The sequence below is a fragment of the Marinobacterium sediminicola genome (assembly GCF_022343685.1).
GTDB classification, from domain to species: domain Bacteria; phylum Pseudomonadota; class Gammaproteobacteria; order Pseudomonadales; family Balneatricaceae; genus Marinobacterium; species Marinobacterium sediminicola.
This window is the reverse complement of record NZ_CP092123.1, coordinates 1,160,698-1,181,980: the sequence shown is the minus strand read 5'-3', so window position 1 is coordinate 1,181,980 and position 21,283 is coordinate 1,160,698. Positions and strand designations below refer to the sequence as shown.

At 55.8% G+C, this 21,283-nt stretch carries 20 protein-coding genes; 10 read left to right on the top strand and 10 right to left on the bottom strand.

Annotated elements, in window-relative coordinates; translation table 11 throughout:
- Window position 1: 1 nt before the first annotated feature.
- A complete protein-coding gene (locus LN244_RS05515; RefSeq protein WP_239041847.1) occupies window positions 2-1,228 on the bottom strand; it encodes an NnrS family protein in 1,227 nt (408 codons plus the stop codon).
- Between the two features lie 180 nt (window positions 1,229-1,408).
- Between LN244_RS05515 and LN244_RS05510 the strand changes: the two genes are divergently transcribed.
- On the top strand, window positions 1,409-4,021 hold the full coding sequence (locus tag LN244_RS05510) for an EAL domain-containing protein (RefSeq protein WP_239041846.1): 2,613 nt from the start codon (window positions 1,409-1,411) through the stop codon (window positions 4,019-4,021).
- A gap of 10 nt (window positions 4,022-4,031) precedes the next feature.
- On the opposite strand, the gene dauA is transcribed toward LN244_RS05510, so the two are convergent.
- Window positions 4,032-5,753 (bottom strand): C4-dicarboxylic acid transporter DauA, encoded by a 1,722-nt coding sequence (dauA, locus tag LN244_RS05505; RefSeq protein WP_239041845.1) that lies wholly within the window; start codon window positions 5,751-5,753, stop codon window positions 4,032-4,034.
- Between the two features lie 115 nt (window positions 5,754-5,868).
- Here dauA and LN244_RS05500 point away from each other — a divergent pair, with 115 nt between their 5' ends.
- The 8 genes from LN244_RS05500 to LN244_RS05465 all read left to right on the top strand — a co-directional run bounded on the left by LN244_RS05500 (window position 5,869) and on the right by LN244_RS05465 (window position 12,954).
- On the top strand, window positions 5,869-6,060 hold the full coding sequence (locus tag LN244_RS05500; RefSeq protein ID WP_239041844.1) for a CopG family transcriptional regulator: 192 nt from the start codon (window positions 5,869-5,871) through the stop codon (window positions 6,058-6,060).
- An 80-nt stretch (window positions 6,061-6,140) separates the two neighbouring features.
- Complete coding sequence (locus LN244_RS05495; RefSeq protein ID WP_239041843.1) at window positions 6,141-6,350, top strand: DUF2788 domain-containing protein; 210 nt, start codon at window positions 6,141-6,143, stop codon at window positions 6,348-6,350.
- A gap of 116 nt (window positions 6,351-6,466) precedes the next feature.
- Window positions 6,467-7,039, top strand: coding sequence for a LemA family protein (locus LN244_RS05490; protein WP_239041842.1), 573 nt, complete (start codon window positions 6,467-6,469; stop codon window positions 7,037-7,039).
- Window positions 7,040-7,045: 6 nt separating this feature from the next.
- Window positions 7,046-7,972 (top strand): GIDE domain-containing protein, encoded by a 927-nt coding sequence (locus LN244_RS05485; protein ID WP_239041841.1) that lies wholly within the window; start codon window positions 7,046-7,048, stop codon window positions 7,970-7,972.
- Between the two features lie 74 nt (window positions 7,973-8,046).
- Window positions 8,047-8,451, top strand: a complete 405-nt coding sequence (locus tag LN244_RS05480) for a hypothetical protein (RefSeq protein WP_239041840.1) — start codon at window positions 8,047-8,049, stop codon at window positions 8,449-8,451.
- 36 nt (window positions 8,452-8,487) lie between these two features.
- On the top strand, window positions 8,488-9,336 hold the full coding sequence (gene kdsA / locus LN244_RS05475) for a 3-deoxy-8-phosphooctulonate synthase (RefSeq protein WP_239041839.1): 849 nt from the start codon (window positions 8,488-8,490) through the stop codon (window positions 9,334-9,336).
- 96 nt (window positions 9,337-9,432) lie between these two features.
- Window positions 9,433-11,520, top strand: a complete 2,088-nt coding sequence (locus tag LN244_RS05470) for an SUMF1/EgtB/PvdO family nonheme iron enzyme (RefSeq protein ID WP_239041838.1) — start codon at window positions 9,433-9,435, stop codon at window positions 11,518-11,520.
- Window positions 11,521-11,532: 12 nt separating this feature from the next.
- Window positions 11,533-12,954 (top strand): DUF4139 domain-containing protein, encoded by a 1,422-nt coding sequence (locus tag LN244_RS05465; RefSeq protein ID WP_239041837.1) that lies wholly within the window; start codon window positions 11,533-11,535, stop codon window positions 12,952-12,954.
- Here LN244_RS05465 and LN244_RS05460 read toward each other — a convergent pair.
- Complete coding sequence (locus tag LN244_RS05460) at window positions 12,944-13,435, bottom strand: tetratricopeptide repeat protein (protein WP_239041836.1); 492 nt, start codon at window positions 13,433-13,435, stop codon at window positions 12,944-12,946. The two genes, LN244_RS05465 and LN244_RS05460, sit on opposite strands and share 11 nt — an antisense overlap.
- A gap of 177 nt (window positions 13,436-13,612) precedes the next feature.
- Between LN244_RS05460 and cysK the strand changes: the two genes are divergently transcribed.
- The gene (cysK, locus tag LN244_RS05455; protein ID WP_239041835.1) at window positions 13,613-14,581 is read left to right on the top strand and encodes a cysteine synthase A; all 969 of its coding nucleotides are present in this window, start codon (window positions 13,613-13,615) and stop codon (window positions 14,579-14,581) included.
- A gap of 78 nt (window positions 14,582-14,659) precedes the next feature.
- On the opposite strand, the gene LN244_RS05450 is transcribed toward cysK, so the two are convergent.
- From LN244_RS05450 to LN244_RS05420, 7 genes are all read right to left on the bottom strand, one after another.
- Window positions 14,660-14,857 (bottom strand): hypothetical protein, encoded by a 198-nt coding sequence (locus LN244_RS05450; protein WP_239041834.1) that lies wholly within the window; start codon window positions 14,855-14,857, stop codon window positions 14,660-14,662.
- 114 nt (window positions 14,858-14,971) lie between these two features.
- Window positions 14,972-15,865 (bottom strand): patatin-like phospholipase family protein, encoded by an 894-nt coding sequence (locus tag LN244_RS05445; protein ID WP_239041833.1) that lies wholly within the window; start codon window positions 15,863-15,865, stop codon window positions 14,972-14,974.
- A 131-nt stretch (window positions 15,866-15,996) separates the two neighbouring features.
- The gene (locus LN244_RS05440) at window positions 15,997-17,919 is read right to left on the bottom strand and encodes a S8 family peptidase (RefSeq protein WP_239041832.1); all 1,923 of its coding nucleotides are present in this window, start codon (window positions 17,917-17,919) and stop codon (window positions 15,997-15,999) included.
- Window positions 17,920-18,203: 284 nt separating this feature from the next.
- On the bottom strand, window positions 18,204-18,422 hold the full coding sequence (locus tag LN244_RS05435; RefSeq protein WP_239041831.1) for a VF530 family protein: 219 nt from the start codon (window positions 18,420-18,422) through the stop codon (window positions 18,204-18,206).
- Between the two features lie 79 nt (window positions 18,423-18,501).
- Window positions 18,502-18,927 carry a DUF3010 family protein gene (locus LN244_RS05430; RefSeq protein ID WP_239041830.1) on the bottom strand — a complete coding sequence of 142 codons (426 nt, stop codon included), beginning with the start codon at window positions 18,925-18,927 and terminating at the stop codon, window positions 18,502-18,504.
- 98 nt (window positions 18,928-19,025) lie between these two features.
- A complete protein-coding gene (locus tag LN244_RS05425; RefSeq protein WP_239041829.1) occupies window positions 19,026-19,955 on the bottom strand; it encodes a Dyp-type peroxidase in 930 nt (309 codons plus the stop codon).
- Window positions 19,956-19,980: 25 nt separating this feature from the next.
- Entirely contained in the window at window positions 19,981-21,258 is a 1,278-nt protein-coding gene (locus LN244_RS05420; protein WP_239041828.1) for a tryptophan--tRNA ligase, read from the bottom strand.
- Window positions 21,259-21,283 lie beyond the last annotated feature (25 nt).

Here is a 21,283-nt window from a genome sequence, read left to right as displayed (position 1 = left end):
GTCACCCTTTTTGGGTACTCGTCTGCGCTTTCAAACGATCACTGAAACTGAGCGATGGCCCCAAAAGAATTGGCAGATAGCGCCAGGCAAAAAACGCAAACGCCATCAGCCAAAGCAGCCCGGCAAGCATTAGCAATGAAGATGTCATCGCCGGCCAGAGGGACGCAAGCACTCGCACCAGTGCAGCCAGATGCAGACTGATAAACGCCATCACCATCAGCGGTCCCGCTACAAGCTCTCGCCCGGTATGCCCCAGTGCGGCGCGGGAGGCGACAGCCATAATCATCCCGCCCATTGCGCCAACCGTCAGCGCATGCAGGCCGGCACTCGGCAACCACAACCCGACACTACTACCTGCCAGCAACAGCAGGCCAATACCGAGCCAGGCGTAGCCCACATGCAACACCAGCAGCAGCGGCTCGGAAGCCGTCTGCCAGCCGCACCAGCGCACGAGTCGAACCAGCTGCGCTCCGCCAGCCAAGAACAGCAAGCATGCGGTGACTGGACTTTGTGACCAGAAAACCCATGCTGCACCCGCCACCGGGGTCGACACCGCCGCAACAATATCAACAACACCAAAAGCAGCCGGCATTTGAGCGGCTTCGAGTGACTGGCGGTTGAGCCAATTTCGGGTAAACGCAGGCGTAATACGTCCACCGATCAGAGTCAGCAGCGCCAGCACCAATACCACCGCCAGATGCAGAACCTGCAGCTCGGGCAGCCAATGCAGATGAAACGCCAAGCTTAACAGAGCAAAGAGCGCAATAATGACCAACACCTTGATATTACGCCGGTTGCCAGAATGGATTAACTCGCGACCGAACAGAAACGCCAGTAACAGCCAGTAACTGACCGCCCCCATCGCATTGATCACGTCAGGCCAGGCTCCTGCCGTTAGCGCCACAAACCGAGCCAACAACCAGGTACAGGCCAACAACAGAAGCGGCACTCCCGAAACAGGCTTGCGACCGGTCCAGTTGGCTACGGCTGCCAGCAGGAACCCTCCAATGGCGGCTCCGACAAAACCAAACAGCATCTCGTGCCCATGCCAAAGCACTGCCTGAAGCATGTCCCCAGGCGGATTCATCCACCCGCGCCAGAACGCCAGCCAGGCAGCCACTGCCAGAAGCGCCAGAGCACTCGCCAGAGCAAACATCGGCCGAAAGCCGTTACTCAGTATCCAGCCGATGCGTCCGCTCGGTTGATGCTCAAGGTTTATCACGGCCATAACGGAACCTTTAAATGTATTATGAATGCATTTTATAACGTGCAAATTCTCGCTTCTTTACCTGATCAATGTCTATAGTCAGGATTAAAATTGCCAATAGATTGATTTCACTATAGCAATGAGTCTCCAACACGATACACTTTGCACTTTAGATCCTCGCGCCTTTAACCAGAAGAACAGATGAGCAAATCCTCTACTCGCAAGTTGAAGCTGATTTTGCTGCTGACAGGTATCAACCTGTGCGTGCTCTTTTTTATCCTCTGGAAGGAAACCACTCCGGGTACGGGTAATGCCAGCATCGACAGCCGAGTTATCGGCGTTGTCATGTTTATCGTCTTTGCGCTGCTCTTCCTGCTGATGGGCGACCTGATGCGGCGCTTTGTGATTCTGCGCCGACAATCAGACAAGGCCCGGGAACGCATGCATGACGCGGTGGAAAGCCTTTCCGAGGCCTTTGCGCTCTTCAGTCCGACCGGGAGAATGCTGCTCTGCAATAGCCGGTGGCGTCAGGTCTACCCCTGGCTGGATAACCTTGAGTTAGAACGCTGGGATACATTCAAGGAACAGCTCAAGCCCCATCTCACCCACTTTGAACCGGTTGAAAGCGAGCAACCGGGCAGTACCAGCTATGTCGAACACCTTGACAGCGGCCACGCCATCCTGGCGAGTGATAGCCGAACTCGTGAAGGCGGCCTTGCCTGCGTGCGAACCGATATCACGCATACTCAGAAGATCGAGCAGAAGCTGCGCAACCTGGGACGAGCGCTCGAGCAAAGCCCTGCCTCAGTCATGATCACCAATACCCGGGGCATCATCGAGTATGTAAACCCGAAGTTTTGTGAAGTATCCGGTTACAGTCGTGAAGAGGCTATTGGCCAGGGAGCCGGAATGCTTCGGTCTGGCGAGATGCCGGATGATGTCTATCGTGATCTGTGGAAAACTCTCGAGAAAGGCAAGGAATGGCACGGCCACCTGCTTAACCGGCGCAAGGATGGTTCCTTGTTCTGGGAGTCTGCCTCCATCTCCGCTGTCCGCGACGAGTTTGGCAATTGCCAAAGCTATATTGCGGTGAAGGAAGACATCACCCAACAGAAGGAAATGGAAGAACAGCTGAAAATGATCGAGGCGGTGTTCAGCACCAGTAATGAAGCGATCATGGTGGCCGACCGAGACGGTCTGATCAAGACGATCAACCCGGCTTTCAGCCGTATCACCGGGTACACCCTTGAAGAGGTTCAGGGCCGCAACCCCAGCATTCTGAGTTCCGGGCGTCACGAGGCCGGGTTCTATCAGGACATGTGGCAGGACATCATGCAACAGGGCTGTTGGAGCGGCGAAATCTGGAACCGACGCAAGAATGGAACCATTTATCCTGAGTGGCTGTCCGTATCGGTTGTGTATGACAGCGAAGGCAACCCCAGTGAATACGTCGCGGTATTCTCCGACATCACCCAGCGCAAAAACGATGAAGCCCAGATCGTGCGGCAGGCTTACTACGATGAATTGACCGAGCTGCCCAACCGCACCTTGCTTTCAGACCGCCTCAATCTTGCCATCGCAACAGCCAACCGCGACGAGCAAATCATTGCGCTGCTGTTCATTGACCTGGACCGTTTCAAGTACGTCAACGACTCCATGGGGCATGAATATGGCGATGATCTTCTGAAGCAGGTGGCGCAGAGGCTGAACGGCTGCGTGCGTAACACGGATACAGTCGCCCGCTTCGGCGGCGATGAGTTCGTTATCTTGCTGCACAATATCAAGTCAGAAGCCGATGCTTCCTATGTCGCAAACAAACTGATCGAATCCCTGAGCACCCCCTTCCTGCTGGCCGAGCGGGAGATCATTATTGGGGCCAGTATCGGTATTGCCATGCACCCCGGGGATGCCGATACGGCTGAAACCCTGCTTCGTAACGCCGACTTGGCGATGTACAGAGCCAAACAGTCTGGCCGCAACCAGGCCCACTTTTTCACCGCTGCCATGCAGGAACATGCCAATCAGCGCATGACCCTTGAGCAGGACCTGCGCCACGCTCTGGAGCGCAAGCAGCTGGAAGTCTATTACCAGCCAATCATCACGGGTGATAGTGGGGATGTTAAAGGTGTGGAAGCCTTACTGCGCTGGCACCACCCTGAAAGAGGCATGATTCCACCCGATCAGTTCATCCCGATGGCTGAAGAAACGGGCCTGATCGGCAGCATTGGCGAATGGGTTCTGGACACAGCATGCCAACAGATTCAGCAGCTGGCGGCAGCCGGGCATGAGCTTTATCTGTCCGTCAATGTCTCGGAACGTCAGCGAGATCTGGGCCTGGACGCCGAGGCAGTGCGGGCCGTGCTTGAGCACCACAACCTTCACCCTTCTCGTCTGATACTCGAGATTACAGAAGGCCTGCTTCTGCAGGACAGCGAAGAAACCGTTACCTGGCTGCAAGGCTTCAAGGATCTGGGAATTTCCCTCGCAATTGACGACTTTGGCACCGGCTACTCTTCGTTGAGCTACCTGAAGCACTTCCCGGTGGACAGCCTTAAAATCGACCGAGAATTTGTCCGCGATCTGGACAGTGACCGTTATGCCGGCTCGCTCGTGACGGCGATCATTTCCATGGCTGCCAGCCTGGAGCTGCGGCTCATTGCCGAGGGCGTCGAAACCGAGAAGCAGCGCCTGACGCTGGTCAGTCAGGGCTGCCGTTACATGCAAGGCTATCTTTTCTGCCCGCCACTACCCGTGGATAAACTCTCAAGCTGGCTGGACAACTACCGGCCCACCCATTGTGGAATGGAGCCCTGACCCCGCATTTTCAAGTGCTTAACAAGGGCTGCAGGGCTTCAGCCAATGTCGGTGTAAACTTCAACTCCCCCTCGACCGGCATCATTCCGGCACGCGCCAAGGCTCGCAGGGGCTGGAATTGCAGATCCGCGATCACCAGTTCAATACCCTGCCGGCGACAGAGCTGGGTAAAGTGCGTCAAGGCACTCAGCCCCCCCGCATCCAGCAATGGCACCCCATCCATATAAAGCACGACCCCGCGAGAGCCTTTGATGTCTGTCTGCAGCTCATCAAAAACCCGGTCAGCCGCAGCGAAGAACAGCGGCCCACTCAACTTGTAGACCTTCCAGCCGGGTAACAGCTCGCCCGGCACATGCTTGGTCTGGCGACTGACATCGGTAAAACGTGTCATTCCGGCCAGGTCGCGCATGAACAGCAAGGATGCCAACAGAATGCCGGCAAAGATCGCGATCACCATATCGAAAAGCACCGTCAACAACAGGCAGGTGAACAACACCAGCACATCACCCGGAGGAGCTTTGCGCAGCAAGGCTATCAGCTTGGGCGCTTCGCTCATGTTCCAGGCCACCATCAACAACAGTGCCGCCATACTCGCCATCGGCAGCCAGGCCAGTACCGGCGCAAGAAGCAACAGACCTGCCAATACCACCAGAGCATGCACCATACTGGCTACCGGCGAGCAGGCCCCGGCACGGTAGTTGGCCGCCGACCGCGCCAACGCTGCTGTGGCCGTAAACCCGCCAAAAAAAGGGGCTATCAGATTACCCAACCCCTGCCCCAGAAGTTCACCATTGGCATGGTGTCGTTTTCCGGTCATACCATCGAGAACAACAGCACACAGCAGAGACTCGATGGCTCCCAGCATGGCGATGGAGAACGCCGCCGGCAGCAGCTCACGCACCAGCGACCAGCTGAGCTCAACCGTCCCTCCGTCCGGACCCGGACGATCCCAGGGCCAGGCGAACTCAGGCAGGAAAGGGGGTATACCGGCACCCAGCGAGCCATCGGGCAGAAGATAACTGAAACGGCTCCCGATAGTTTCCACTGAGTACCCCATTAGCCCCATGCTCCAGGCCACCAGAAGCCCCACCGCCAGCGCCGGCAAATGCCCGGGCATCGGCAGCTTCAAGCGCGGCCAGATGACCAGAACAGCCAGGGTAGAAACAGCCACTGCTGTCGCAGCCATGTCCAGTGTCGGCACAGCCGCACCCAGCGCAGCCACTTTTTGCCACCAGTGCTCCGGCAGCTGGTCCAGCCCCAGACCGAAGAAATCATTGACCTGAAGGGTCGCGATGACGATGGCAATACCAGATGTAAACCCCAGCGTGACCGGCTCGGGAATATACTCGATGAGCCGCCCCATTCTGGCGAAAGCGAGTCCCAGTAAAATAACAGCTGACATCAGCGTGGCAATCAGCAACCCCGCCAGCCCGTAGGCCTGGGCAACAGGATAAAGAATGACGACAAAAGCGGCCGTCGGCCCGGAAACGCTGTAACGAGAGCCTCCTGCCAAAGCGATAATGAAGCCGGCGATAATCGCCGTATAGAGCCCGTACTCAGGCCGGACTCCACTGGCGATGGCCAGTGCCATCGACAGGGGAATGGCAATGATGCCAACGCTCAGCCCAGCCATCAGATCCTGCATCAATGCTCGGCGGCCATATCCCTCCCGCACTGTTGCACGCAAGGCGCTGGCAAAAGAAAGCGAGTGAAGCCGGGCTTGCCTGGACATGGGAAAGCATCCTTACTCTGGTCACGTTTTGTTCACCTACATTAACTGTCCATCATGTATGATTCAATGTTAATATCATTAACATGCTATGCCGCTGTAGAGATGAGATTCGACCATGGAAAACCGCACTGCCCGTCTGACACTGCTGATCGACCCGAAAAAGAAAGCCGTTTTTGAGCAGCTCTGCAGCCGACAGGACGTCACCCCCTCTCAGATGGTCCGCAAGTTCATTCGTGAGTTTATCGAGCAGGAGCTGGGGGAAGATTGGCAGGATCAGGTCTATGGCAAGGATGACACCCTCGGCTGACCCACCTGTTGGCAAGCACCGGTATTTGAAAACGCCAAATTGATGTATCATCTGTTCGCCATTTAACCAGGAGGTTTTTCATGCGTCTCGCCGAGATCGAAGCCATCATGCTTAACGTGGGTCTGGTCGTATTTGCCGGTGCCGTTTTCTTCATCATTTACGATCTGGCAAAGAAATCGAATGCCGGCCGCTTTGGCACCTTCATTCTGTTCTTCGCACTGGGACTGGGATTGGCTGCTTTCCTGATCAAAACGGTTGTCGTTGAAATGATTGGAGGCGGTGGCGTATAGAGAACCGGCTCACAAGCCCCCTTCTCAATCATCGCCCCTGATCAAACGGGTAGACTTTCGCCAGCCGATAAACACGGTATAGTGTCGAAAACGCGTCTGGCAAGGTAATCACCAATATGGATATTTCTCTGATCATTGTGCTGGCGATCATTGTTGTTGCCGCCCTCTACTTCGTCTCGCTTTACAATCACCTGGTGCGTCTCAAGCATGGCGTTTCACGAGCCTGGGCCAATATTGATGTGTTGCTCAAGCAACGCCACGATGAACTGCCGAAGCTGGTCGAAACCTGCAAACAGCACATGGGATATGAACAGGACACCCTCACTGCAGTCATTGAAGCCCGTTCCGCGGTAGCCAAGGCGCGCGAGCAAGGTGATGTCGGTGCCCTGGGTCAGGCGGAAACCCAACTGCGCCTGGGGCTTGGCAACCTGTTCGCCGTTGCCGAGGATTACCCGGAGCTGACCGCAAGCGACAGTTTCCATCACCTTCGCAGCCGTATCACCGGACTGGAATCAGGCATTGCGGATCGTCGGGAGTACTACAACGACTCCGTCAACCACCTCAACGTGCGTATCGAGCAGTTTCCCGATGTCATCATTGCCCGCCGCTTCGGTTTCAAGCCCGCACAATTGCTGGAGTTCGACGAAGCAGAAAAAGCGGATGTCAATATCCAGCAACTGTTCGGATAAGCTTCCATGCTGTTGGATCTTGCCCCTCTGGAGACAGAAGAAAAACTGATTTTCATACTGATCTGCATCCTGGGGGCCCTGGCCTCAATCTGGTTCGTGTTCAGCCGAATGGCCCGCTATCGGCTCATAGCCGATACCCCGACTGCCAAAATCCGCTCGGCCCCCCAGGGCTACGTGGAATTGATTGGTCACGTCATCGCCGGCGAAGATGGTTTACTCAATGCCCCCCTGTCTGGACGTGCCTGTGTCTGGTATGACTACAAGGTCGAAGAGCTTGATGAAGAGGGTGAGCGCAAGCGGTGGCGCCATGTTCGCAGCGGCCGATCCAATCACTGGTTTCAGATCAATGACGGCACTGATACCTGCCTGATCGACCCCGAAGGTGCCGAAGTCAGCGCACAGCACAAGCATAGCTGGCGAGGACGCAGCGCCTTTCCGGGAGGCCATAATCTTGACCCGCACACAGCCGCGGCCTTCTTGAGCAGCCAGATAGGCGACGGGCAATACCGTTTTACCGAGCGGCTGATTTTCGAACATGAAAAGCTTTATGCTCTGGGGCATTTTCATACCGTTGGCGGAGGACGCGATCAACTGGATATGAACGCCACCGTCCGCGACCTCCTGCGTCTCTGGAAACGCGACAAAGAGCAGCTGGTTAAGCGTTTCGACACTAATGGTGACGGTAAAATCAGCGCCGAGGAATGGCATGCGGCACGTCAGGCAGCGGAGCAGGAGGCATTACACCAGCAGCAGTCTCTGCACCAACTGCCCAGCATGAACGTGCTGACTGATCCACAGACGTCGCGGATGCCGTATCTGTTATCGACACTCGACGAAGCGGACTTAATCAAGCGCTACCGATGGATGACACTTGGGTGCCTGGTTGCCGCAGCGCTGTTTTTCTGGCTATTTCTTGAGATCCTGCTGGCATAATGAGGCAAAAGTGCTCAAGCTGTAATTATAAACGCCGATAGAATTTCATATCTTCTGCGTTTGAGGAAGGGATTATGATTGGCCCGCAATGCTATCTGCAGCATCCAGAGCAGATCGAACTCGAACTCAACCCTCTCATGGAGGCACCCGCCTCTTCAACACCGCCTTTACCCCTTGGTCTCCTGCTGCACTGCCACCACTATTATCCCAGCGGCAAATGGTTACGCATTCAGGCCCCGGCACTCACCGAAGAGTTAAGCTTCAATGCTCGAGTGGTTGACTGCAACCCCGGACGAAAAGGGGATTACCTGCTCAAACTGTCATTCCCTGACCAGGAACAGCTGTTTCGTGCCCGGATGCTTGAACAACTGTGCCAGATTTTCATTTATCAGCCCCAGGGACCGGATAAGGACCTGGATCAGCGAGCCCTTGAATGGATCGAAGCAGAGGCGGCACATTTCCCGTCTAATGGCTTATAATTCACTTTTTGCCAAAGCCAGTGACGAGAGGTTGATATGCAGCAAAAGGTCGTACGTGCCGGATCCATCGAGATCGGCAACGACAAGCCGATGGTTTTGTTCGGCGGTATGAACGTACTGGAATCCCGTGACCTGGCCCTGAGCATTGCCGAATACTATGTTGAGGTCACTGAGCGCCTGAACATCCCTTATGTGTTCAAGGCTTCGTTCGACAAGGCCAACCGGTCATCCCTGAATTCCTTCCGCGGCCCTGGCCTGGACGAAGGACTGAAGATTCTGGAAGAGGTGAAAAACACTTTCAATGTACCGCTGATCACGGATGTGCATGAGCCCTACCAGGCGGCACCTGCGGCCGAGGTCTGCGATATCATTCAGTTGCCCGCCTTCCTCTCCCGTCAGACCGACCTGGTAACGGCCATGGCGGCAACAGGTGCAGTCATCAATATCAAGAAGGCGCAATTTCTGGCCCCTCAGGAAATGAAGCACATCCTGCACAAGTGCGAAGAAGCCGGTAATGACCGATTGATTTTATGCGAGCGCGGCACCAGCTTCGGCTACAACAACCTGGTCGTGGATATGCTGGGCTTCAGCGTCATGAAAGAGTTCGGCTATCCGGTCATGTTCGATGCCACTCATGCCCTGCAGATGCCCGGCGGACGTGCCGACTCTGCCGGCGGTCGACGCGCACTGGCCGCTCAACTGGCGCGTGCCGGGGTCTCACAAGGCATCGCGGGCCTGTTCCTCGAGGCTCACCCGAACCCAGAGGAAGCCAAGTGTGACGGTCCCTGTGCCCTGCCGTTGGCACAGCTGGAGCCCTACCTGGCGCAGATGAAAGCAGTTGACGAGCTGGTCAAATCTTTCGCCCCACTGGACACCAGCGCCTGATTGTCCCACCGTCATTACTCTTTGGCCCCTGCCCTCCCGGGTAGCGGCCAAAGGGTTCCGTGGTCGTCATAATGGTTACAAGGAAGCCCTGGACTGATGAACACCCCGACAGATGCCATTTTTGCCGCTCTCAAGGAAGAGTTGGTCATCGGACCCAACCATCATCGTTTTCAGCTGGTGCGTCACCAGCGCGACCACTATCTTGGAACTATCTGGCTCGCTGAAGATATCTCGACGACATCTCGTATCGAAGTCAGCCTGCTTATTCTGCGGCCGGAGCTGGCCCGACAACCCTCACTGACCGACAAACTGCGCAAGCGTATCACGCAACTGCGCCCGGCAATGGATCATCCCCACATCGCCACCTGCTATGGATATTTCAGTTGGCGAGGGCTGGAATTCCTGTCTTTCGAGCAGCTTAGCGGACAGACACTGTCGGACCTGATGGCTCGAAAGCAGGCATCCAAACTTAAGCCACTGCAGAAACAGGGACTACTGACTCAACTGGCCAAGGCGCTGGACTATAGCCAAATCAAAACCCACCTTTCCCACGGTCTACTGGCTCCCGATCTGGTTTTCCTTAATCCCGGAGGTGGGGTCAAACTGATCGGCCAGGGGTTACGGGATTTGGTAGAGCCGATTCATAGCCTCCTGCCACATGCGCCTGAATACACACGCTATCAGCCACCTGAAGCCTTCCACCCTCAACCCGCACACGCGGGACATGACGTCTATGCCCTGGCCCTGATTGCCTGGGAAGTATACAGCGGCAAGCAGGCGTTCCAGGCCGATGACCCTGAATCCTCTCGCTTCCAACGCGAACTTAAGGCTCCAGCGGAATTGAGCAAGCAACAATCGCAGGCATTGTCACGCGGGCTAAACCCTGATCCCGAGCAGCGTTACTCAAACTGCAGTGAGTTGATTCGTGCGCTCTTCGTGCAGGAAGAAGAATCCTCCCATGAGAATGACACCGATAAACCGGACCAAAACACGGCAACACTGGACGTCGCTGCCAATGATCCCGATTCTCCGCAACCATCCAGCTTGCCAGCCGATCAGGACACACCTGCAGCAGATGCAGCACCTCTTGCCCCCAAGAGCCGCTCTGCAAGCTTTGCGCGTCGTCTACTGAGCAAACCTTTCAAGCGCATGCTGTTGGCTGTATTGATCTTCGGCGGCGGTTTTGCTGCGGGTGTATGGAGTACGCTACTGCTGACCCAGGGCCAACTGGATTCGATCAGCGCTCAGGCGTTGAACCAGATGAAAAGCAATCGCGAGCTGCGTGCAGCCTTCGAGTCATTGGAACAGGCACACGAGCAGCTCCAAAAAGAGCATGAAGCCGTCAAAGCCTCAACTTCGCGCTCCGAGCCCAGCAGCTCCAAAGACAAGATTGAGTCTGCAAAAGAACTTCGTGAGGCCCAGCACCCTGCTGCCAATCTGACACTGTTCCAGGACGAACTGAACGATGGCAGCCGCGGCCCTGAGATGGTCATCATCCCTGCCGGTCGATTCCGTATGGGAGACCTGCACGGACAGGGTGATGACAATGAATATCCCGTGCACGAAGTCGTGATTGGCCACAGCTTTGCGCTCGCCCGCCACGAAATCACCTTTGCGGAATATGACCGTTTCGCTCAGGCCACCGGCCGCCCAATGCCCGATGACGAGGGCTGGGGACGGGGCCAGCGCCCAGTAGTGAATGTTACTTGGCTGGATGCAGAGGCCTACACTCAATGGCTCAGCGAACAGACGGGACAACCTTACCGGTTGCCGACCGAAGCCGAGTGGGAATACAGCGCCCGTGCCAGTACCGAGTCCGTTTACTGGTGGGGAGACAAGGTCATGGATGGTTACGCGGTCTGCGACGGCTGCGGCTCGGACTGGGACGGAAAAAGTACGGCGCCGGTCGGAAGCACAAAAGCCAACCCCTGGGGCGTTTTTGACCTCAGTGGTAACGTGGATGAGTGGGTACAGGACTGCTACCAGCCCAACTACAATAACGCCCCGGGTGATGGCCGTGCAGAACAAAGCAGTAGATGCCATCAACGCGTGATGCGTGGCGGTTCATGGTTCGATATCCCTCGACTGGTACGACCATCCAGCCGTTATCGACACCCGGCTGACACTTCACGTAACAGCTGGGGTTTCAGGGTTGCACTCGACCTGCCAGCCAGCATGCAATAAGGAGAGCCTCAAATGCTGAACAACCGATTCGTTGTCATTCTGGGACTGGGTATGGCACTGACGACTACTTCCGGGTGGGCCGCCTCCGGCGAGCACTTCCTGGACGAGGCAACCCGCAGCCAGTTGAGTCTGACGCTCTATCAGCAAAACCTGGCGCTGGTCGAGGAGCAGCGTGAGATTCCCAGCCTGGCTACCGGCAGCCGTGTCATTCTTCAGGGGGTTAGCCCGCAAATGCAGGCCGAAACACTGCAGATCTCCGGGGCCGGCGTCGTCACCGAACAAAACCTCGAGCAGAACCTGCTCAGCCTGGCCCAACTGCTGCAACAGAATACCGGCAAAATGATTACCCTGGCTCGTTTTAACAGCGTGACGGGCGTCGAAACCCGCCAGCAGGTTCGTTTACTGAAAGCCGAAGGCAATCAGGCATTGATCGAAAACAGCGAGGGCCACATTGAAACCCTGCCACTGAATCACAGCGGCTGGCGACTTATCTTTCCGGCTCCCGCAGAAGGCTTCCAGCTTCAACCGCAGCTCTCTTTCGTTAGCGAAGGCCTGAAAAAACCCGGTTTCGCTCAACTCAGCTACCTGACCCGCGGGCTTAGCTGGAGTATGGATTATGTCATCAGCCTCAATAAGGAAGGCGATGCATTGAGCCTGCAAGGCCTGGCGACCCTGAGCAACCAGAGCGGCCAAGCCTGGCCTGAAGCCCACATCAAACTGCTGGCCGGCACTGTCAATGAGCCAATGGAACAGCCTCATTTCGAGGCACTCGGGGTCATGCGCGCAGCCAAGATGGACCAAACCGGTGGACAGATCGCCCCTGGCAATGTGCAGGACTATCATCTGTATGCTCTGCCAGCGCCCTTGGCACTGAAGGATCAGCAGCAGAAACAGATACCGCTGATCCACCGCGAGCAGATCAAGTCAGAAATTCGCTATCATCACCAATTACAGGTAAGCGCTCATCAACAGCTTCAGACGCAGCAATACAAGGCGAGCATACATCTGACATTCGATGCGCCGCAGATGGATAATGCAAAGACCCCTCTGCCCTCGGGACAGGCCCGTGTTTTCCGTCCTGATGCCTCGGGCCAGATGCAGTTTATCGGCGGCAGTCAGCTTCATGCGACCGCACCGGGCGACACCACACGACTGGTGCTGGGTGAAGCTTTCGATGTAGGCGTTGAATACACCCAAACCGGCTTTAAAAAGGTGTTTGATGGTTATGAGGTCAGCTATGAAGTCCTGCTGACCAATCGTTCGGCAAAAGACAAGCCATTCAACCTGATTGCACTGATGCCCATTCCATTCACACTGCAGCAGGCCAGCCTGAAACCGACTGAGGAGACCGCAGCACAGATCGGCTGGACCTTTGACCTGAAGGCCGGAGAAGAGAAGACGCTGACCTTTACCGCCAAACTGATCAAGTCCTGATAGCCGCCTCGGGCAGGGGCGACAGGCGCTTGCGCCAGCACTCTGCCCGAGCCGGATCAATCGCAGCACCTAAAGCCCCTTCGTCATAGACTGCAATCATTCGCTTAACGGCCAGCGGATGATTTTGCTCTCCCGCAAGGCGATAGTATGCCAGCGCCTTGACCGGATCCGGCCTGAAATAATGCTCAAAGCCTTGCTCATAAATCCTGCCCATCTGGTACTGTGCCTTGGCATCCCCAAGGTTAGCCGCACGTTCAAGATAGATCCCTCCCTGAATACGGCTGCTGACATCCTCGCCACGAAAGTGCAGCAAGTGGCCATAGGTGGAAAGCGCATTGCGATTACCCTGCTCAGCAGCCCACCGGAACAGGCGCATCGCTGCCCGATGGCGACTGCTGGAACCGCGAAGGAAAGGAAGATGAAACAACTGTCCGGCCAACCCATTGATCAAAGGCGCTGTTCGCCGCATCAGCCAGCTCATATATATCCCCTAGCAATCAATCCTGTTATTTTTATAACAATATGATAAAAATGTCTGACATGGTCGCGCGTAGACCGATACACTGAACTATACCTGTTGTCGACCGGGATACAGAAGCCCGTTCTGACATCAAAGAGTTTCGACAATCAACCGAGCAGCTTTGGAGTTCACTCCCTGATGAACATCTTCGAAGACAACGCCCTGACAATCGGCAACACCCCTCTCGTCCGCCTGAAGCACCTGTGGCCAGCCGGCAACCTCTTTGCCAAGATCGAATCCCGCAACCCAGCCGGTTCGGTCAAATGCCGTATTGGTGCCAACATGATCTGGGCCGCCGAGCAGGATGGCCGCCTGAAGCCGGGCATGACCCTGATTGAGCCAACCAGCGGCAACACCGGTATCGCCCTGGCTTTCGTTGCAGCAGCCAAAGGCTACAAACTGATTCTGACCATGCCCTCCTCCATGTCTCTGGAGCGTCGCAAGCTGATGAAAGCCCTGGGAGCCGAGATCGTGCTGACTGAGCCGGCAAAAGGCATGAAGGGCGCAATCGAAAAGGCACAACAGCTGGTGGACGAGAATCCCGACACCTACCTGATGCTGCAGCAGTTTGAGAATCCGGCCAACCCGGCGATTCACGAACAGACAACGGGCCCTGAAATCTGGCGCGACACCGACGGTGGCATCGATATCTTTGTAGCCGGTGTAGGTACCGGCGGCACTCTCAGCGGCGTTTCTCGCTTCATCAAGAAAACGCAGGGCAAGGCGATCACAAGCGTGGCTGTAGAGCCGGTTGATTCTCCTGTCATTTCTCAGACACTGGCCGGTGACGAAGTCAAACCCGCGCCACACAAGATTCAGGGTATCGGTGCGGGTTTTGTGCCCAAGAACCTGGATCTGGAACTGGTCGACAAAGTGGAGCAGGTCAGCAACGATGAAGCGATTGCAACCGCACGCGAGCTGATGCAGAAGGAAGGCATTCTGGCAGGCATCTCCTGTGGTGCGGCCCTCACCGCAGCGCTGCGCCAGGCCAGGCTGCCGGAAAATGCAGACAAGCAGATCGTTGTTATCCTGCCGGACTCCGGTGAGCGTTACCTGTCATCTGTATTGTTCGAAGGCATGTTCAGCGAAAACGAACTGGTCCAGTAACTCAGGGGTTGAATCGCCCACAAACAAAAACAGCCGCATCAGCGGCTGTTTTTTTGCGTGCATTCTGCAGCCGGGCTATCAGGCCATCAGCTCACGAACCTGTTGATGGCTTGGAAAGCTGCTCAGATTGCGAACTTCAGCCTTGTCGCCGGTGCGGGTCAGGATGTATGAACTTGGCTTGCGCGCGCTGCCCTGGTAGACACCGCTGACTTCGAAGCTTTCGCCGTCTACGCCCAGAATTGCGATGGTGCGCTCGTGTTTGACCTGTACATCCATTCTCTTAACCTCGCCCACTATTTTGTAGTTTTATTACAATAAGGATAGCCTAAACAGAGAATTTGACAAGTCCGTGAGCGTTTTTTTGTCGTTTGATGACAAGATCATCTAAGCTTATCGCACTTCCTGCTCAACCCCCAGCAGCTCTTCTGCCATTCGGTAGCCCAAGTCAATCATCTCGGCAGCCCGGTTGAACTCGAGCAGCTGGCAGGCGTTACGTGGCACTTCAATAACCTTGTCAGGTGGATAAACCGCCAGCTTCTGTCGCGCAATACTGCTTTGCATGGTATCGAATGCCTGAATCGCCACTTCATAAGCGCCCCAATCTCCGTGACGACTATCGACCATATTCTGCTGCCAGCGTTGAATAAACCGGTTGATCCTGTCTCTGATCGGCGATGCCGAGGCTTCTTCCGCCTCCGCTGGCACCTCATCCAGAACGGCCTTTTCAGACACCGGTGCGTTGAGGTTAACCGCCAGCGTCAAGTCGGTATCATCATGAAAGGCCGGTGCAATGGGGACCGGGTTCAAGACCCCTCCATCCACCAACACATGCCCCTTGTACTTGAATGGCGTAAACAGCAGAGGAATCGCTATAGATGCGCGTATGGCATCGAACAGCTTGCCGGTATTGATCCAGACTTCCTTCTGAGTGTGTAGATCCGTTGCCACTGCCGTGAAATGGATCGGCAGGTCCTCAAGGTGAACATCACCCACCAGATCGATAAGAGTGTCGATCAGCTTATCGCCTCTCACCAGCCCTCCCTTATCCCAGGTAAGATCCAGTAACGCCATGATATCTCTGCGAGTCACAGAGCGAACCCACTCCTCATATTGGTCCAGTTTGCCGGCGGCATATATTCCCCCGATCAAGGCTCCCATCGAACAGCCGGATATTGACTGTATCCTGTAACCGTTTTCCTCAAGCCAGTGGATAACACCGATATGAGCCAATCCCCTGGCTCCCCCACTGCCAAGTACCAACGATACGGTTTTGTCTGCAGACACTACGAGCTCCCCATGCGATCCATCACTGTCAATGTCGGTCTGACCAATATCCGTACCAAGACGGATGGGTCCACGATAGGCCAACGACTGATACCCAACATATAACAGGAGAACTCCACGTCCAAAATTACCTAACATTGGCCTCTCTCCTTCTTCTTGGGAGGGCAACCACCGTTCCCGCCGCTGTCCCCCCCGCCACCACTGTCAGCGGACACACTTCCGCTTTGTGTCTGATTCGGGCGTTTAAGGTTCAGCGAAGTGGATACAGAAGACGGCTGGCTGCCATCGTCCACGGTCAGTGTCACGGTATAACTGCCTTTACCGGCATACTCATGCTGCACGGTCATACCACTGACATTGACACCATCACCGAAGGCCCAATCGTAGTTCAGGCTTTCACTACCGGTACTCGCTTCAGCGTTAAAGGCACAGGTGAAACCACTGCAGGCATAACTGAATGCAGCCACTGGCGGCACATACCCAGGCGGCTCAGGCGCTCCGTCATCTGCCAGCGCCGCAGCCACATCAAGTCGCCCGAAACGGGTCCAGTCACGCAGATTCTGACCGCGAGCACCAAGCGCAGCGGCGTTGTTCTGCAACCGGTCTCGCACCAGTCGATTGCAGGGCACTGCATTCAGCTCACATGGCATTGTTTGAGCGAGTTCCGGGTGGTCAGCATGCAAATCTGACCAGACCAGTGCTGCACCACCAGCCACAAGCGGTGCTGCCATTGAGGTACCATCCCACCAGTCCACACAACTGTCGACTCCCGAAGCGAGCCCGCACTGCGCGTCCGGCAGGATACCGATAATAGCCTCACCCGGTGCCGACAATGAGACCCAGGGATCGGAAGGCCAGCTGAACGTGGTAAATGCGGCACGATCGTCATGATGATCAGAGGCCGCCACCGCTATAACGGTCGACTCACCGGCAGCATCCGTGCAGGCAGCGGGATAAACACGACCGGTATCTCCGTTATTGCCTGCTGCCGCCACCACCACTACGCCGTTATTCCAGGCTGACTCGATCGCTTCACACTCGGCATTGGACGGCCCGGTCGGATATATATTGCCCTGCTCGTCAATGAAGTCGCTGCCATAACTCATGGTAATGACCGAGTAACGGCTGCGCAGCAACTGGCCATCGCCGTCGAGCTGGTCTTGAGAGGCATGCTCGATCGCCGCAATTGAGCCGGAGACAGGACAGAGCCCCACCACGAAATAATTGATGTAGTCGGTTACCAGCTCCTGATAACAGACCTTGAAGATGCCCAGACTCGTATCCCATCCAATGCCGGCGATACCCTCGCCATTATCAGTATTGGCCGCCACTTCCGAACTGACGAAGGTGCCATGGCCCAGATTATCGCAGGCTGGCTCACTGCCGGTGCAGTAGTCGAAATACCCAACGGAAAGCCCGACCAGGTTCACCTGCTCGACACATTTCCCTGACAGCTCCAGCGTATTACAGTCAGCACCGCTGTCCAGCACGGCCACTTTTGGGGTGCCTCTCGCTGTCGCAACCACCGTACGCTGTCCAATACTGATATCCCATGCTTCGGGCGCATTGATGTCGGTGCCATCGCTGCCCTGAGTGGTTCCCAGCTGACTGCCGATGGGCGTGCTCTGAACATAGGTATGCTTCTGCCCCTCATTGTGCAGGTACCACTGCTCGTTAAAGTAATTCCCTCCACCTGCAGGAGTAGGCCCGGGTTCTTCGGCCGGGATACGTAACAGACGGTAATAGTCCGGCTCTGCATAGAGCACATTGGGGTTGGACTGATAGAGACTGATCGCCGCTGGAACCGAACCGGAAGGTACGCTGATCAGCTGCACGCCAATGGAGTCGAAAGCATCCATCACGTGCCCACCAGCCGCCTGGTGTGCCAGAAGCTGCGCTTGCGCCACCACGCCGGGTCGAAACTTGACCAGCACCTTATCAGGTGCATAAGGGGAGAGTCCCAAATCAGACAGTGACAGAGCCCCTGCAGCGGCAGAACTCAACACAGCGCCGCAGCAAAGAGCAAACAGAATTACACGAAGTCGGTAGAACATTGGATGCCCTCCTGTCCTGCTGTTCCGGCCTGGTCGGGGGCATACGGCTCAAGGCCTGAGAGAGGCATGTATACTGGATGACTTACTTCAGATATAGGCCAGTGACACATTTCCTGCACACTGTCCTTGGCAGTGTAAACTGTCAGGCCTGGTTTACATCCAAATAGATTTGTTCTTTTAAATCAAAACCTTGCTAAAACACCGGCAGGACTTGCAAGAAAAGTGAAATTTTCTACAGTTTCAGCGAGGCATCAGGAAATTCTGTCATCCTGATGCCTGCCCCCTCAGCAAAAGGTCGACAGGTAGAGCTGCTCAACCTTGGCTCGTGCCCAGGGGGTCCTGCGCAGAAACTTCAGAGAAGACTTGATGGAAGGGTCGTTTTTGAAGCAATTAATATTGATCATCAGCGCAAGCTCGTCCCAGCCATAGTGTTCCACCAGTCGAAGCAGAATGGTTTCCAGCTTGAGACCATGCAGCGGGTTGTTCGGTTGTTCCGTGTTCATCGTGACCACCTCAAGAACCCAACAAAGCTCCAGTCTATTCTGGACGAGAGCATCGTTGATGGGCTGACCGGGATAACGTTTACTTCAGCATATGGGCTGCGTAGGCGAGGTTGAATGCCGACTCCTGAAAGACTTTAAGTCCGGTTTCGGCAAAAGGAATGGGCAGCGGATGTTCCGACAACGCTGTCTTGATCTGCGCAGCCGACAGCAACTCTACTTCAAGGCCCTCAATCAGCTGGATAGCGGCTTCCAGTTTGAAGCTGACCGCACCACCGGCAAACTTGCCCTTTTGCATGCGCTCTCGAATAACGACCTTGTCGACGCTGTAGTCACTCATCAGCTTCGCAAAGGCAAACTGGAATTGCTTCAGGTCTCCTTGCGTGTGCCCCTTTTGAAGAGTCAGCTTGCGCACTCGGCACTCGGGTATCAGAAATTGCCCCTGATTCAGGCTCAGAAGACATACAACGGCATCATTGCCGGTTAACTCAACACCACAGATATTCATTTGAATTCATCTCTATTGCAGGATCACAACCTGCTGAAAAAGCCGCGTTTACACAAAGACGGCATTACCGGCCCCTGTTTGGACACAGGACGCCGGCATCAATCACCCAGCTGCACCAGCCAGGCATTAGAGGGCAGGAAGAATGAAGCGCCGGTCACGGCTCGCGTAAATTCAAGAATACGATCGGCCCTGCCATCTTCATCACCTTCCACCATGCTCTTGAGCATCAGCCCGAAGTGCTCTGGCGTGCGGCAAGTACTGATAAATACAAGACCCTTTCGCTGACTATCGCCATACGGCATGCTATGTCGCAGGATCTCCATGGAGCTGCCATCGGGACGCTTCAACGAAGTACGCCTGGTGTGCGCATGAGGTGATTTCTGGTCACCGGGATACTCGATGTTGTCCACCTTGGTGCGACCATAAGCGTCTTCCTGCTGCTTGACTGACAAACGCTGCCAGGCGGTCAAGTCATGCTCATAACGCTGCAGATGGAGATAGCTGCCACCGGCAAACTCCGGATCTTCATCTCCCACCAGTGCTACCTCAAGGCGGTCATCACCCTGAGGGTTCTCGGTACCGTCGACGAAACCGGTCAAGTCACGCATATCCTGATAACGGAAGCCGTGCACCTCCTCCACCAGTTCAGCTGCATCACTGAGTGACTCGATGATCTCCTGCCCAAGCTCAAACACGGCATCGTGCTGATCGGCACGGATGATGAACAGCAGATCAACCGGTGTCGAAGGCGCCACACGCTCACCGTTTTCCAGTGCCGGGAAGCCGCGCAACAGCGCCGGACGCTCCTCTGGACTGAGACGGTCCCAGTAGGCAGAGCCGATTCCGACGACCAGATGCAAGCCCGCATCTGGATAACGCTCACGGAATCGGGCCAGCAGTGCCGGCATACCGGCAAGCTCCTTGCGCACCACCTCGGTGGCATCAGGTTCGTGGCTCTGATTGAAGGTCAGGAACAGTGCATCCTTGCTGGCTTCAGCAATCACGCCGGACTGGTAAGTATCTCGCATGACTCTCTCCTGGGACTGAGGCCGCTTACAGCAGGGCGGCCAACTCTTCGGTCAACAGATCCAGTTCATTCTGGGCTTTCTGACGCGCTTTCTTCTTCAACGACTCCACTTCAGCAGTCTTCTGCGCTACCAGCGCCTGAGCTGCAGCCGCCTTGTCATCGGCCTGTTCCACCTGATCCAGCAACGGGCGAATCTGCATCAGAATCGCACGACGGCGACCTTCTTCGGCGCGAGCAATCTCCTCAGCTGACTTTTCCTTTTCCTTCACGTCAGCCTTTTGCTGGCTTGCACTGGTGTCAGTCAGGCGACGAATGCCGACAGCGTGGCGGACTTTGTCCAGGAAAGGCGCGGAGTATTCACGCGCACGCTCGGCACCCTTGTCCAGAATCGCCTCCACGGCCCCCATGTCGTTCATCAGCTCGTTATAACGGGCACGGGGCGCGGTCAACTGAGCATCGATGAACTCGAACAGTTCCTTCTTGGCATCCCCCCAGCCAATCCCTTCGATAAAGCGCTGACGCATCGCCGCGCTCTCCGTTTCGCTGGCAAAGCAGCGGTACAAGTGCATCAGGGTATTGTCTGGATCTTTGGGCTCACCCGGCTCACGTGTATCAGTCACGATCTGGTTGATCAGCTTGCGCAGCTCGTCTGAAGAGCAGAACAACGGAATAGTGTTGTTATAGCTCTTGGACATCTTGCGTCCATCCAGCCCGGGAATCAGCTGGGTCTCTTCATCCACCTGCGCTTCCGGCAGGGTGAACAGTGGCTCGAAGTTGTGGTTGAAACGGCCAGCGATGTCTCGCGCCATCTCGATATGCTGAATCTGATCCTTGCCGACCGGAATGATGTCGGCATTGAACATCAGGATGTCAGCGGCCATCAGAATCGGGTAATTGAACAGCCCCATGGTAACACCGTCATCCAGGTCTTCCTTGCCCGCTTCGCGGTTGGCGTCCACAGCCGCCTTGTAGGCGTGTGCACGGTTCATCAACCCCTTTGAAGTCTGGCAGGTCAGAATCCAGGTCAGTTCGGTAATTTCCGGGATGTCGGTCTGACGGTAGAAGGTCGCCTTGTCGGTATCCAGTCCCAAAGCCAGCCAGGTTGCCGCAATTTCTCGGGTTGAACGCGCTACACGTTCAGGCTCCTGGCACTTGATCAGGGCATGGAAATCGGCCAGAAAGAAATAGCTGTTGAAAGCAGGATTTTCGCTGGCTTCAATAGCAGGCTTGATGGCGCCGAGGTAGTTGCCGATATGCGGTGTACCGGTGGTAGTAATACCGGTCAGAACGGTTTTCTTACTCATCTATTCACTCGTCAGTCGTTTCATC